The following is a 14,177-nucleotide window of genomic DNA, read 5'->3' as shown; positions in this document are numbered from 1 at the left end:
CGACTTCGTGTCGCACCTCGCCTTCGGGGTCATTGATAATAATATCATCGTCCGTCACCAAAAAAGCGTTGGTGATCTCACGCTTTGCCGAGAAACTTTTGCCGGAACCGGGGGTGCCGAGAATCAGACCGTTGGGGTTTTTCAGCTTCTTCCGGTCCACCATGATAAGATTGTTGGACAGGGCGTTCAAGCCATAATACAGGCTTTCCTTGCCGTTGTCGAACAGCTCCTGCGTGGTAAAGGGTACAAAAATCGCCGTGCTGCTGGTGGTCAGTCCCCGCTGAATTTCGATCTGGCAATCCGCCAGCGGCAGGCTGCTCATCAAGCCCTGTTCCTGCTGAAAATCCAGCCGGCACAGATTGCAGTTGTGCTTCTGGGCGATGGAGCTGGCCTGAAAGACGTTGTTTTCCAGCTCCTGCTCCGTGCGCCCGGTGTTCAGCACCAGAAAAGTGACAAGGAACATCCGCTCGTTCTGGCTTTGCAACTCTTTGAGCAGGGCTTTCGCATCCCGTCCGTAAGTTGCCAGATCCGACGGAATAATGTCAATATCATACCCGGCACGGATGGCTTTTTTCTGTTCCTCGATCTTACTTCTGTCCAGTTCCGTGATGGTGCGCTTCACCGTCTTGATGGCACGGTTCTGGTCAACGGACTGGATGTGCATGGTGACGATCTGGCTGGAATCCATGTCCAGAAAGTCCTTCAAAAGCTGGTCGCTGATGTCGGATGCCGTGATGCTCAGAAAGCTGGCGGCGCAGAAGATACCGCCCATCTGGAAGGTGCGGCTGTTTTTGAACGCAAAGGCGGTGGGCGCAATGGCATCCTTCACGGAAAGTCCGCTTTTCACGAGGTCTTTCCAGTCAAAGTGAAACTTGCTGGCACCGTCCATGTTGAACATATCGTGCATGAGCTTCAGCCGCTGGGCACCGTTCAGGGGCTTTGCCTGCACCCCCAGTCGGTGGAAGTTATTCAGCAGGTCGTTCTGGATGTGGTCGAGCCGGGGCTTGACCTGCGCCATGCTTTCGCCCCCCACGCCAAAGGTGATGAACTTGGTCTTGGTCAGACCATTATTGCCCTTGGCAAGCTGCTGGCGCAGCATTTGGCTGTACTCGGCACGCACATCGTCAAAACCGTCCTTCTGGAACGGGATGCGGATGGATTTTTCAAACTCGGTGCTGTCGGTTGCCATGTTCACAAAGGACAGCTCAAATTTGATAGAGCTGTCGAAAAAGTTGAGGAAGGAACACCATTCCTCGAAAATGGCAGTCTTGTCCTCCTGCTGGGCAAGCTGATAATTGATGTCCTGATACTGGATGGTGCGGGTGTAGTAGTTGGGCTTCACCCGGCAGGTGCCATCCTCAAACATCCGCTGAAACGGGATGCTCTCCTGTGCCGTGCGGGGAACAGCAGGCTTTGCTTTCTGCCTGCGCTTCTGCACAGACTGCGGCTTACTGTGCTTGCCGGCCTTTTTCCAAAACGGGATCATTGGTCACGCCTCCCTTCATCAAAATCGCATAGTAATTGTTGGTCTTGTAGGGGCGAATTTTCGGGCGGAGAAACCGTGACTGCACATAGTACGACAGCAGCTTTTCCATGGGCTGGCCGTTCTTTTCGTACATCCCAAGGAAGAACGCCGGCAGCATCACCGCCATCATGCCGAGGGTGGCAGCAGTGTTGCCGCCAGAGTCCCGGAGAACAAAAAACAGCGGCACTCCAATGAGAGCCGCTGTGCCAAAGCAGACAAGCTGCCGCTTGGTCAGGTTGAATGCGACCTTTGACTTCACTTTCGTCAGGTCACGGGGAACGGAAATATACGCAGCCAAGTGAACACCTCCTTTAATGCGCTCCGAGAACGGATTTTGTCACGGAGCTGGTCTTGAACAGGCTGAAACAGAGCAGAACGGTGTAGCCCACAATGCTCCAAATGGAGTTGATGGCATCCCCGGAAATCGCCACCGACTGTATCAGCACCGCATAAATCGCCACGCAGATGAGGATGAGAAAGCCCTGAAAGCCCAGCGCAAACAGGCATTTCAGGTAGTTCTGCCCCATGTGCGATTGCTCATGGTTGCCGAAAGTCGCCATGGGGATGGGTGCAAGGCTTACCATGCAGTAGATCTCGATCATACGCCCGTAGACGATGACAAAAATGATGATGCTCAATATCCGCATGGTGATGCCGATGAAGAAGGACTGCAAAAACAGCCCGAATAATGGGCCGACATCCATCTGCATCAGGCTGGATTGCAGCATGGACAGGCCAATGTCGTTGACACGGGTGTTTCCGGCAATGATACCGCTGGAATCAGACACAACTTTCTGCGTAAGGTCAAAGACTGCCATCACAATATCAAAAGTATTGCTGATGAGCCAGACCGAAACAGCGGTCTTAAAAATCCAGCGCATGATGAGCGCAGGCTCAAACTGTGCCATGTTGTTGTGCTGGGTGATCATCTCAATCAATTCGTAGCAGGCGATGAAGGTCAGGATGATGCCTGCAATGGGCAGCACCACGTTCCGGGAAAGGGCTTCGATCATCGCAAAAACGCGCGGTTCAAAGGCCGATGGCTTGGTGCCCACCTGCTGTGCGATGTTGCCCACCTGCGTGTTCACATCATCGAACAAGCCGGAAAGGTTTGACATAATGCCTGCCGTCAGGATGCCTTTGATCCAGTCGGCAATGGCTTTGAGAACGGTTTCCATTCAGCAGTCACCGTCCTTAGCTGAAGTGGTTGATGAGGGTCTTGAGAAGGTTCAGAAGAAAAATAATGTGGGTCAAAAACTGCATATAGCACCGCCTTTCGTTGATGGGTGGAGATTCGTACCGCAATGCGCTCCTTATGATAAAGGACTGTTATCCACAGCAGAGATGGAGCGATTGCGTATGTACAGGCGGGAACCCCCGCCTGCGGCTCTTAGCCGAACAGACCAGACAGCAGAGGAATGAGAGTGATGCCCACCAGAGCGACACCGCCGCCAGCCATGAGCTGCTTCATGCCCTGAGACTTGGAGCCGGGGTTGTCGTTACCGTAACCTTCCAGCAGGTTGATGGCACCCCACACGCCGAGACCGGCACCGAGGGCAACAACGAGGGTCTGGAGGACTTCGATAGCAGAGTTAAAGAATTCCATAATCGTTTCTCCTTTATTTTGAAAAAATTGTAGACCGTCCGTACACACCTGAAGCGGTATATTGAAGCCGCGAACTGCGGCGGGAGTGGGCTTGCTGGTGTACCTCTCCGGTCAAAAATAAAACCGCCTACCGGGTCAGGCAGACGGGAGCGAATCAGCGTCCACCACGATGAACTTATCACCGGGGTGGATTTTTTCTTTTCGGTTCAGATATTTTTCAATATCAAACGTATTTTTGGGGTCGTAGTCGGAGGTCAGCTTGTAGTTGGGGTGCTGGGTCAGGTCGTACTTGTCCGAAAGAAAGGGGCGCACACCTCGCAGCTGCAAAATACACTTGCCGCCGTCCAGCACCGCCAGCTCGTCCCGGCTCAATAATTCGTGCCCCATCTTTTGGAACGTAGTGCCATAGCTGGGGCTGTTGCCACGGGTGTCCGAGGTGTTGAAGGCGTCGATGGTCTCCTTGCCCAGCATCTCGGACAAGTCTTTCAGGGTGGTCGGCTCACTGCCGCCGAGGAAAATCTGGCTGTCCATGTTGCCCACGATGGTGTCCGCATTGTCCTTGTAGATGGCTTTCAACTGGCTTCTCGCCTGCAAAACAAGGCAGGCGGAGATCTCACGGCTGCGGATGGTAGCCACCAGCTTTTCCATATTGGGGATCTGTCCGATATTGGCGCACTCGTCGATCAGGCAGCGCACATGAACGGGCAGCTTGCCGCCGTACACATCATCTGCTTTATCACACAGCAGATTGAAAAGCTGGGTGTAGACCATCGAGATCAGGAAGTTGAAGGTGGAATCCGTGTCCGACATGATGAGGAACAGTGCCGTTTTCTTATCGCCCAGCGTATCCAACGCCAGCTCATCGTACATGGTGAGGTCACGCAGCTCTTGGATGTCGAAGGGTGCAAGCCGGGCGCCGCAGGAAATCAGGATGGATTTTGCGGTCTTTCCAGAGACGAAAAGTCAAGGACTTTTTCATCAAATTCAAAAAGCAGTCACATTTTGCGGACTTCCTCACGGAGCAGACGCTTGATTTTGTCCTCCATCGTCTCTTTTGCGGTCTGGCTGAAATGCACACGGACGATATAGGTGGTCTTGCCGATCTGCTTTCTGACAGTCGGGCAAGGGGTGTTGGTGGTGGTGCTGTGGGTTGCGGTATTGTTCATTCAAAATCCTCCTGTAAATGAAAAATGCCCGGTGACTGTTCATCATCGGGCGGTGTCGGTATGAGGGAACAAGGCAAGGCGGCAACATTAAGGTATCTATAAAACCTTTGCCACGCTTGCCGTGTTCCCGTTGTCAGTCTCGGAGATAGCAGACCCATGCTGTGCCGTCTTTCTCGGTCACAAGTCTGTCCCCGATACGGCTCTTTGCCGTTCTCATGGTGCGTGAAGAAATCCCACGCTCATTGACTGCCTTTTCCAACTCTGCGCTCGGCATACGCTTTCCGTCCGCAAGCAGTTCCAGAATGAGCATTTGCGCCTGTGCGGTCTTGCTCTCGGTCTTGGTGGTGTCTGTCCCGGCAAGAAGCTCGTCAGCGGTAATGTCATAAGCCCCTATCCACTCAAAACCTTTCTCATCTCCCAGAGAAAAGGCAAGGGACTGTCCGGGCGGCGCAAGGGAGCTTTTCTCATGGATAAGCACCCTCGTTGTCGGACTGTCCTTCAGCTTGCCAATAAACAGCAGACTGCGGACTGCCGCCGTAATGTCGATAGACCCCAATCCCCGGTAGGTGCTTTGCGTTCCTGCGGCTTTGTTCAGGTGTCCAATCAGCACGATAGCGCACCCAGTAGCCTGTGCAATGTCTCCCAGACTGCGGAAGATGGGACGGACTTCATTTGCCCGGTTCATGTCCACATCTGCGCCCAGAAACGCCTGTACCGGGTCAATGATAACAAGCCTTGCGTTGTTCTCACGGATTGCCCTTGCTATGCGCTCATCGGCAAGGGTCAGCGGTGAGTCCCTATCGTCAATGACAAGCACTCTTTCAAGGTCTGCTTCCGCTTCCATCAGCCGGGGCTTGACGGTATCGCCCAGACCGTCCTCTGCGGTCTGGTAGATGATATTGAAAGGCTCAATTGTCTCCATACCGGGCAAAGGCTTTCGGTTGGTGCAAGCCGCCGCAAGACGCATGGCAAAGTAGGTCTTGCCCTCGCCGGGGTTGCCCTGTATGATGGTCAGTTTTCCAAAGGGAATATACGGAAACCATAACCAATCCACGCTCGTAAGCTCCACATCTGCCATACGGAGCATTGGGACAGGCTGGGCGGTGGGCAGCTCTCGCAGCGTGATTGTCTCGGCTATGAATTTGCGGCTGGGAATGTCCCCTTGCTGACGGAGAACATCGTTCCAGTCTTTCCTTGCCGGGACAAGGCGAATGACGGCGATCTCGCCGGGAATGTCCTGTGCCAGCCGGGTGCAGGCTTCACTTCCTGCGGTGTCGCTGTCAAGGCAGAGGAACACTTTTCGGGTGTCCTTGCGTTCAGAAAGGAAACGGTCAAGGGCTTTGCCTGAAACGCCTCCCAGGGCAAGGTAGCTCCTTGTCTGCCAGTCCTGCGGATAAAGGCAGATAAAGGACAAAAGGTCAATCGGCGCTTCAAAGACAAAGAGCTGGTTGCCGTTTCCCTCATAGTGGAACGGATAGGACTTGTCAGACCCGGCAATGTCCTGTCTGAATGGGTCTGCCGTTCCTCGCACATGGGCGTATCTCGGCGTACCGCTTCGGTCTCTGCCGACAAACACAACATTGTGCCGCTTTGCGTCCTCGTAAATATCCCCGGAAAGAAGAAAAGCCTCAACAAGCGTTTTGTTGAGACCTCGGCTTTCGCAAAGATATTGAATTGCTCTGTCGGCTGTTCTGTTGTGCAAGGGCAAGTGAAACGCTGTGGGCGGTGCTGTGGTGGCTTCGCTCTGTCCCTCAGCGCTTTCGCCGGTTAAGAGCTGGACTGCTTCGGGAAAGGACTTGCCGTAAAACTCCATGACAAAATCAATGGGATAGCCGCCCTTGCTCTGGCTGTGGCGAAACCACTTGTTTCCCCGGACGGTCAGGCTGTCATGTTCTTTCCAACGGTATTCCCGTCCGCTTTTGATAAGTGTCTCTCCCTGTGTGCGGAGAAAATCTTCCAGACTGACGGCGTTTGCCCGGTCAATCTGTGCTTGGGTGTAATTCATCGGGATAGTTCCTCCTTTTTCTGTCGTGTTTGGGGTCGATTTTGGAGCTTTTGTTCCTCTGTGCGCTCGTTAAATCGGGCGGCAGTATCTACACATGACTTGACCTTCCAAAGGCGGTGTAAATCGTCTCTGACAGCCTTAAACTCGCCATAGGTGGTTTCGTGCGCCTGTTCCAGCTCGTCATACTCGTCGGACAGCTTTTTCATATCCACCTTGCCGTCTGGGAACTCCCCGGTCAGCTTTCGTCTGGCGGCGTAGAACTGTATCAGTTCCGCTTCATGCTCTGCCTTGTACTTGGCTCTGGGCTTCTCAAACTTGATTTTCTGCAAGCCGTCATAGACAGGCTTCAAGTTCTGGAAAGCAGCGGAGCTGTCATAGAGCTGCTTGATTTCTTTCATTCGTGCGGTCTGCCCGTCCAGCGTTTTCTTCAAGCTCTCTGTGGTGGAGCTGTGTTCATTGACACGGCTTTCCAAATCTTCAAGGTTGTAAATGCCGTTTGCCCGGAGATAATTGAAAGTCTCGTTCATCTCCTTTAGGTTGCTGATTTTGCCTTTCTGGGAATAAGCCCCGGCTTTGCGCTGGGTGTAGTAGGCGTTCAGCAGAGAAACAAGGTTGGGTGCCTGCGGCTTGGCAAGCTCCGCTTTTGCTTCGGCAATCCAATCAAACAGGAGAGCGATTTTCTTCTTGATGTCCCGGATAACGGCATTGGTTGCTCTGATCCAGCGGTTGAACTCGCCTTTCTCGGTGCGTATGCCTTTCTTCTCCATTGCCCGGACGGTTGCGCCCTCATGGACGGTGGGAAGAAGCTCCACGCCCTGACGCTCATAGCTTCGGTGGTCGATACGAACATCAAGCCCTTTCTCCGCAAACTTGGCGTTGCATAGTTCCGCCCATGTCTGCCGCCAATGTTCCAGCGTTTCGGGACTGCCCCAGTCGGTAGTGGGAACGGCATTGAAAACATACTCGCCGTTCTGGTCTCTGATACGATTTCCGTCCTCGTCCAGCTCGTACACTCGTCGTTGCTTTAGCCCCCATTTACCGTCCTGCTCGATGGGGCGGATGGGACAAAGCACATGGAAGTGTGGGTTTGGTATGCCGCCGTCCTCCCGGTCTGGCTGGTGTACGGCGAAGTCAACCACCATGCCACGGCTCACAAAGTTCTCCAATAAAAATCGCCTTGCAAGAGCGATGTTTTCCTCAAGGGAAAATTCATTCTGCAAGGCAATGTCAAAGCTGTATGCAAGCTGGGCGTTCTTTCCACGCTCGGCTTTTTCCACGGCGTTCCATAGGGTCTGGCGGTCTGCGTATTCTGGCGGTGCATGGGACGGCAAGAGAATGTCAGAGCAGATCACGCCGCCCTTGCGGGTGTAGTCGCTGTATTCGCCGTAATACTCGCTATACAATCGCTCCCCGGCACGGTAGGTGGCAGAAGCAATAGCGGACTGTCCTGCGCTTCGCTTAGTCTGCGTGACGCTCAGATGAAATAGTGCCATCGGCTTTCAACTCCTTTTCTCTGTTCGCTTGGTTGGTGTGAGTAATCGCCATGTGACGGACGGCTCGCTGGACTTCGGACAGAGAAAAGATGTACTCCATCAGCTCTGTCATTTCGGTGCGTGTGAGATCTTTGACCTCCGGGGCAAGGCTCTCAATCGTGCCGCCCAGATTGCAAAGACGATGGGTGCGTTTCTGCCTTTCGCCTTTCTCCAGATATTTCTTTCTGTTCTCAAGACGGTTGAGCTTGTGCTTCTCCTGTGCAAGCTGCGTCTCGGCTCGTTCCTTTTCGGCTCGGAGCCGTTCAAGGGTTTTCGGTTTTGTCATTGTGATTGACCTCCTTTTTTGATTTTTGGGATAAAAAAAGACCGTCAACTTTTCGCATAGTGCGACCAGTCAACGGTCAGTTTTTCGGTATTCAGTTTTTCAAACTTGCTGGCGGCGAACAGCATTTTATGCTGTTTGCGGACGGCAAGTCCACAAGGGATAGCCGCTTTAGCGGCGCAAGGGGGTGTAGCCACCTTGACGGAACGAAGTGACGCAACATTCTCGGTCAAGCAGTTTTCTTCTGCTGACGGAGAATGAAGCTCCGCAGGACGCACGATACTCCCGATAGGAGAGTATAGAAGTGCGCCCTTAGAGTTCTAAGGGTATTTTTAGATAATTGGGAATGTTTCTTTGTCAAACTGCGTAACATTGAACACGATACGCCACTCGACATCATCACCAACCGGTTCAAAGTGCAGAGCAGAACAAGCAGCATGAAGTTTTTCTTGTGAATTTGTTCCATATATAACTGCTGTCGGACCATCTGCACCACCAATAACACCAACAACAAAACAGGAACTACTGCCAACTGGACGGAACGAATGATCGTCTGGTGTAACTTCTATCGGTCTATCGCCTTCATCACAGTCAAAAACCGAAATGTTCTCCATCGGTTCAGGGGTAAGTGTATAACTCATGGCAATATAATGTGTCGGATAAATCCAGCGATCAGAACCAAAACTATTTTGAGGAACTGTCTGCTGTTCTATTTCCTGCACGGTCAGTGTATGGGTTATTCCGCTAACAGGATGGGAAAACATAAATGAATCTCCGGGTGCGTGAACTTTGAAATGTGAGCCTGGAACTTGTCCTGGTTGCTGCTCCATTGTAAGAAAAAGTTTATTGATTTCAGGGTGATGCTTGGTTCCCCAAGGAAATACGTCTCTGCATATGACCCAGCCATAAGTACTATCCAGCCCATAATGGTCGATTGCCCATTTTGCTTCCAACTCATTGATAACGCCATCTGGCAGACAAGGATTAAAGCTCACAGCGCAGCCATGGGTTGTCTGTAATATTTTCTCGTTTAACTTCAAGCAAGGTTTGAAGTTAAAACAAAGTGGGTTTTCCCATTCCATCTGCATCTGTTGCTCACGGGTAAAATTTTCACATGAGTCATTTTCCCAGTCCAGATTCCATTTTTTCATGAAGTCACGGATGCTTTCTGAATCAACTCGCATACAAAAATCAACGACAAGTCCTTTGCTACATGAATAAGCTGCCGGAATTACCCAATGATATCCAGCCCAATCGAATTGTTTATCCAGCTTGATCTCTTTTCCGGCACGGTCTTTACCTCGATGTCCCCAGAAATCTCCATCAAAGTAGACCTTCCATTCAGGGGCAACCAATTCTGCCTCTGAAGTCATATCATTATCGTAATAATCTTCTGTGTATTTAATCTGACTGTAATCAAAGGAAGATTGCAGGTTTTTGATATATGTCCACGGTTGTTCCATAGGCAACAAATTCATCTTCTCTGAAATTTCCGATAAAGTTTGCTGTTGTTCCTGGGTTGTAGGGTTTTCATTGAGAAAGGCTTCAAACTGTGCTTCGTTCCACATCCACGCTTGTTCCACTGCCGCCACATCACCACAAGCCAGTATAAGCCGCAGAAAGTCGGTAAAATTTTCAGCTACTGGATGAACATAATCAGGAGAAGTATTCATGGGGCTGACAGAGAAAACCATCTCTCCAAATCCACGAATGAAACAGAAGTGGATACCATCTATCCCTGCCCATCCAAAAACCGATGCCCCTTTTGGGGTACAAAAATAATTTGTATTATCCTCACGGAGTTCAACTCCCACAGGACTTAAATCGACACCCCGCTGTAAAAATTTTTTCAAAATTCTATTCATTAAGCATCCCCCCATAAAATTAGTGCTATCACGCTCTTTATTGTAGTAAATTTTATCACAAGAGTGTGAATAAATCTACTGGCGAATGCTGAAACCGCCCGAACAGTTTCTTTCTGCTCAGGCGGCTTTCTTCATCTATTTTTCTTTCTTCTGCTGCACTTGTTCATGGGCTTCCTGCTGAACATCAGCCCAGCGGAAAAGCCATACTTGAAGTGACTTTCACTTTCTTCACATTGGGCGATTGCTGTCTGCGCCCGGAGTTCCTGCACCAGCTCATAGTCCTCTTTGCTGAGCCGCTGGGACAACTGCTCCATGAGCTTTTCACAGGCTATGACTGCCTTTCGGTATTCCGGTGATGTAGGTACAACTGTCTCGCAGGGATAAAACTCCCCATTATACATGGCTTCCAAAATCATAGCTTTACCTCTCTCAACAGTAGATTAGTTCCGTCTTGATGATTTCCTCTGCCCGGCAGCGGATGGAGTTCATTGACTGCACCCATAACATCTGATTTTCCGCTTTCATGGCTTCGGTCACGCCCTCGGCTTTCATCATCTGCCGGATAATCAAGTCCAGCCTGTCTGCCGCCTGCTCGTTCAGATCGGCAACGACGGTGTGGAGCCTGCCGGACAAAATTAGCTCGTTGTAAAGCATGGGACGGTGCAATTTCAGATAGGACTGGTGCAAGCGTCCCCAATGCCCAATAGGTCGGCGTTCCTCCGGCAGCTTCAAGTCCGGCACATAGTAGTCGCCCACCAACACATAGTCCATACCGTTCTCATGGATTCTCGGTTTCAACTCTTTCATAAAATCACGCTCCCTTTCTCGGTCCCAGCTGCGGCAAACTGCTCACCGGGATAAATACCCCTCTGGCAATATCCTCGGTGCGGATTGCCTGTTTTCTGGCTTCAATCTCCGCTTTTTTCTTGGCTTTCGTGCGCTCCTCATACTCTTTCTGTTTACCATTGGCTTTCCGCTTCAAGTAGTTCTGGTGGAGCCTGTCCTTGCGTTCCTCACGCTTGCGGATTTCCTCTAATTCCTCCGGGGTAAGCTCCACTTCGCCAAACGCAGGGGGAACGAAACGACCCACGAAATTGAAGTAAATCTCGACCTCCTGTGTGGTCTGAATACTGCCCTTGCGGTCACGCTCATGCACAAGGATTTTCTCAATAAACTCATTGAGCATGGCAATCGTCAGCTTGTCGAAGTTCTCATACTTGTCAATCAGAGCGATAAAACGGTCAGCGTCCTTTTCGTGCTTCTCGTAGCTCTTGATAGCCTTTTCCAGAACAGAGATTTCAGCGGTAAGCTCGGTCTGCTCCTTTTCATATTGAGCGTCCAGAGTGGCATATCTGCTGTCAGACAGCTTTCCTAAAATGTTGTCCTCATAGATTTTGCAGAGCAGGACTTCCAGCTCGGAAACTCTCTGCTTTGCGGTGGCAAGGCGTGTCCGCTGTTTCTTGACCTCTGCCGTCTGCTGGCTGGACTGCGCTTCCTGCACCACTCGGACAAACTCGGCTCTGTCATGCTTCGCATACTCGGCAATAGCTTTGAGCATTTCGGAAACAAGGGACAGTACCACATCTTCATTGATACGGTGCTGTGTCGTGCAGAGCTTTCCAACTGGGACTTTGCTGTATTGGGAACAGGTATATTGAGAAATACGCTTGCCGTTGTTGGTACGGTGGACATACATCTTGCCGCCGCAATCGGCACAATAAAGCAAGCCTGTGAGGGGAGCTGCTTCGCCCCAGCCGTCCGGGTAGCGTCTGACATTCCCACGGATTTTCTGCACAAGGTCAAAGGTCTGCTGGTCAATGATAGCTTCATGGGTATTCTCGAAAATTGTCCATTCGTCCTCCGGGACATAATGGCTTTTCTTGTCCTTGAAGTGCTTTCGGGTCTTGAAGTTGATGGTGTGTCCCAGATATTCACGCTTTTCAAGAATGTTGCAGATGGTGGAAGAACCCCAGCCGTACACATCTTTGAAGGTCTTATTTTTGTTCACGCCCTCGCCGTGCCGGGCAAGGTAAGCGGACGGAATGAGGACTTTTTCTTCTTTCAGCTTGCTGGCGATCTGATACGGACCGTAGCCGTCAATCGTCATGGCAAAGATGCGCTTGACCACCTCGGCGGCTTCGGGGTCAACCAACCATTGGTCTCTGGCTTCGTTCCAAAGATAGCCGTAAATGACCGTGCCTGTGAGGTGCTTGCCGGACTTGCCTTTGGACTGGAAAGTGGAACGGATTTTACGGCTGGTGTCTCTGGCGTAGTATTCGTTCATAATGTTGCGGAAAGGGGTAAAATCATCGTCCCCTCTGGCACTGTCCACGCCGTCATTGATGGCGATAAGGCGAACGCCACGCTGACGCAGGATTTCCATAATCTGACCGACTTTCAGATAGTCACGACCCATGCGGCTCATGTCCTTGATGCACAAATACTCCACATTCCCGGCTTCCACTTCTTTCATCATTGCTAAAAATCCGGGACGGTCAAAGCAAGTACCACTAATGCCATCGTCCGTGAAATGGACAATGTTTGTAAAGCCCTGCCGTGCGGCGAACTCCTCCAACATTGCCTTTTGATTGGATATGGAATTGCTCTCACGCTGTTGGTCATCATCTTTGCCAAAGTCATCACGGCTCAGTCGTTCGTACAGAGCTGTGATTTTCTCATTTTTTCTCATAACTTGCGCTCCTTTCTTCGGTTTTAGGTTGTGTGTTCTAAGAGACTTCCCAACCGCTTGATTAAGAAGTCTTTTAGAGCATACAACACCGGCAGCCAACTTGTAAAGTTTATACTGCCGCCCGGCAAAGCTGTTGGGCTTCTTTTTTGCCAGTTCCTCAAACAGCAAGTCCACCGGATTCTGGTATTCCTCGTCATCCTCCAGCACCTGCATGGTGTTCAGCATTTCCAGTAACGTCGCAAAATTCTGCTCCTCCACCGGGGCTTCATAATGCAGATAAGCGATTAGGGCGGTGAGCAAAAGACGTTCGCTTTTCTCCCAAAATGGATCGCCGCCGCTGCCTTCTCCCTTCGTGTTGGTCATCAGGGTCGTGACCAGTTTCAGAATGTCCTTTTCGCTGTGGACATAGGCGAAGGGATTGTAGTGCATCGACTTTTTGAAGTTTATGGTGTTCAGGATTTTCAGCTTGTAGCCGTTCTTCAGGAGGGCGTTCCCGCACTCGACCACGATACTACCTTTCGGGTCAGTGACCACATAGGAACTGTGACATTGTAAAAGGTTGGGTTTAAGCCAGAATCTCGTCTTGCCGCTGCCGGAGCCGCCCACCACCAGCACATTTTTGTTCCGGGCGTTTTTGGGGTCCGGTGGGCGGTTGGACATCATCAGCCGTTCCGTTTTGGTCAGGATAATGTTGTCGGCAAACTTGGGAGCCATGAACGGCTCAATGTCCTTGGGGGTGCCCCACCGGGCAGAGCCGTACTCCATGCCATGACGGTACTTCTTTGCGTTTTTGCCACGCAGATAGACCGCCAGCCGCAGCCCTGCGCCGCAGCACAAGCCCACCAGCAGATCAAGCGGATGCAGGCTGGGCAGAGGGTTTGCAAATGCCACCGAGATTGTACCCATCATGGACATGATCTTATCGCCCAGTTCTTTGCCCTCGGCAAGCCGCCATGCTTCACCAAAGTTGGTTGCCACCAGTCCCAGCAGAAGATAGGGCAGATACAGCGCCAGCAGCTTTGTCAGTTTTTTCGTGGTCACAGTCCACGCTCCTGTTCCTTGTGCCGGACTTTGCCGGGGAGTTCTGCCGCCGCCTGCACCAGTTCATGCAGTTTTGCCAGCACCGAGGGGCGTTTATCCTTGTTCAGCAGGGATGCCGAATACTCCTTAAACGCTGAGTGAAAGGCTTCTGCGTCCGGGGCTTTGAAAAAGACCAGATACCGGGGCGGCACCTCGGAGGTGTCCTTGCGGATAGCGTAGTCGATGCCGTACTTTTTGGCGTAGCGTTCCAGCCCACGGATGCCGGTCTTGCTGATCTCCACGCTGGACACGCCCCGGTTTTGCCGCAGAAGGGTGCGGACGCTCTGCTTGCCTTGGGATGCCTTGGACTGGTACAGCCGAAGCGCCGCTTTTACCGCCCGCAGGACAGTCCGGGCGGACAGCTTTGTGGTGGAGATCATCAGGTTGAAGGATTTCTGTTCGATTTCTTCCTGCACTGCCATCACC

At 51.6% G+C, this 14,177-nt stretch carries 13 protein-coding genes and 2 pseudogenes; all 15 read right to left on the bottom strand.

Annotated elements, in window-relative coordinates:
• Window positions 1-16: 16 nt before the first annotated feature.
• Window positions 17-1,486, bottom strand: a pseudogene (locus MTP36_RS10185) (VirB4-like conjugal transfer ATPase, CD1110 family); the annotation flags it as partial.
• A complete protein-coding gene (locus MTP36_RS10180; RefSeq protein ID WP_249249581.1) occupies window positions 1,449-1,823 on the bottom strand; it encodes a PrgI family protein in 375 nt (124 codons plus the stop codon). The pseudogene MTP36_RS10185 and the gene MTP36_RS10180, both read right to left, overlap by 38 nt.
• A 13-nt stretch (window positions 1,824-1,836) precedes the next feature.
• A complete protein-coding gene (locus MTP36_RS10175; protein WP_249249571.1) occupies window positions 1,837-2,703 on the bottom strand; it encodes a VirB6/TrbL-like conjugal transfer protein, CD1112 family in 867 nt (288 codons plus the stop codon).
• A 212-nt stretch (window positions 2,704-2,915) separates the two neighbouring features.
• A complete protein-coding gene (locus MTP36_RS10170) occupies window positions 2,916-3,131 on the bottom strand; it encodes a Maff2 family mobile element protein (RefSeq protein WP_055186938.1) in 216 nt (71 codons plus the stop codon).
• 135 nt (window positions 3,132-3,266) lie between these two features.
• Window positions 3,267-4,085, bottom strand: a pseudogene (locus MTP36_RS10165) (VirD4-like conjugal transfer protein, CD1115 family); the annotation flags it as partial.
• 41 nt (window positions 4,086-4,126) lie between these two features.
• Window positions 4,127-4,297: a transposon-encoded TnpW family protein gene (locus MTP36_RS10160; protein ID WP_005944796.1), complete on the bottom strand. Its 171-nt coding sequence runs from the start codon at window positions 4,295-4,297 to the stop codon at window positions 4,127-4,129.
• A gap of 133 nt (window positions 4,298-4,430) precedes the next feature.
• Window positions 4,431-6,302, bottom strand: a complete 1,872-nt coding sequence (locus MTP36_RS10155) for an AAA family ATPase (protein WP_249249554.1) — start codon at window positions 6,300-6,302, stop codon at window positions 4,431-4,433.
• Entirely contained in the window at window positions 6,299-7,795 is a 1,497-nt protein-coding gene (gene mobQ / locus MTP36_RS10150) for a MobQ family relaxase (RefSeq protein WP_249249526.1), read from the bottom strand. Before mobQ ends, MTP36_RS10155 begins: the two co-directional genes overlap by 4 nt.
• Window positions 7,761-8,120 carry a DUF3847 domain-containing protein gene (locus MTP36_RS10145; protein ID WP_005944787.1) on the bottom strand — a complete coding sequence of 120 codons (360 nt, stop codon included), beginning with the start codon at window positions 8,118-8,120 and terminating at the stop codon, window positions 7,761-7,763. The genes mobQ and MTP36_RS10145 overlap by 35 nt, the downstream gene beginning before the upstream one ends.
• Before the next feature lie 44 nt (window positions 8,121-8,164).
• Window positions 8,165-8,350 (bottom strand): hypothetical protein, encoded by a 186-nt coding sequence (locus MTP36_RS10140; RefSeq protein ID WP_005944784.1) that lies wholly within the window; start codon window positions 8,348-8,350, stop codon window positions 8,165-8,167.
• A gap of 99 nt (window positions 8,351-8,449) precedes the next feature.
• Window positions 8,450-9,982, bottom strand: a complete 1,533-nt coding sequence (locus MTP36_RS10135) for a hypothetical protein (protein ID WP_015573038.1) — start codon at window positions 9,980-9,982, stop codon at window positions 8,450-8,452.
• A 131-nt stretch (window positions 9,983-10,113) separates the two neighbouring features.
• Window positions 10,114-10,398, bottom strand: a complete 285-nt coding sequence (locus MTP36_RS10130) for a DUF6809 family protein (RefSeq protein ID WP_005944778.1) — start codon at window positions 10,396-10,398, stop codon at window positions 10,114-10,116.
• Between the two features lie 13 nt (window positions 10,399-10,411).
• Window positions 10,412-10,789 carry a TnpV protein gene (locus MTP36_RS10125; RefSeq protein ID WP_005944774.1) on the bottom strand — a complete coding sequence of 126 codons (378 nt, stop codon included), beginning with the start codon at window positions 10,787-10,789 and terminating at the stop codon, window positions 10,412-10,414.
• 4 nt (window positions 10,790-10,793) lie between these two features.
• Window positions 10,794-13,712 carry a DUF4368 domain-containing protein gene (locus tag MTP36_RS10120; protein ID WP_249249503.1) on the bottom strand — a complete coding sequence of 973 codons (2,919 nt, stop codon included), beginning with the start codon at window positions 13,710-13,712 and terminating at the stop codon, window positions 10,794-10,796.
• Window positions 13,709-14,173, bottom strand: a complete 465-nt coding sequence (locus tag MTP36_RS10115; RefSeq protein WP_249249481.1) for a PcfB family protein — start codon at window positions 14,171-14,173, stop codon at window positions 13,709-13,711. The genes MTP36_RS10120 and MTP36_RS10115 overlap by 4 nt, the downstream gene beginning before the upstream one ends.
• Window positions 14,174-14,177 lie beyond the last annotated feature (4 nt).

The sequence above is a fragment of the Faecalibacterium sp. I4-1-79 genome (assembly GCF_023347235.1).
Classification (GTDB): domain Bacteria; phylum Bacillota; class Clostridia; order Oscillospirales; family Ruminococcaceae; genus Faecalibacterium; species Faecalibacterium tardum.
The sequence above is the reverse complement of the archived record's forward strand: the minus strand, read 5'-3'. Positions and strand labels throughout refer to the sequence as shown.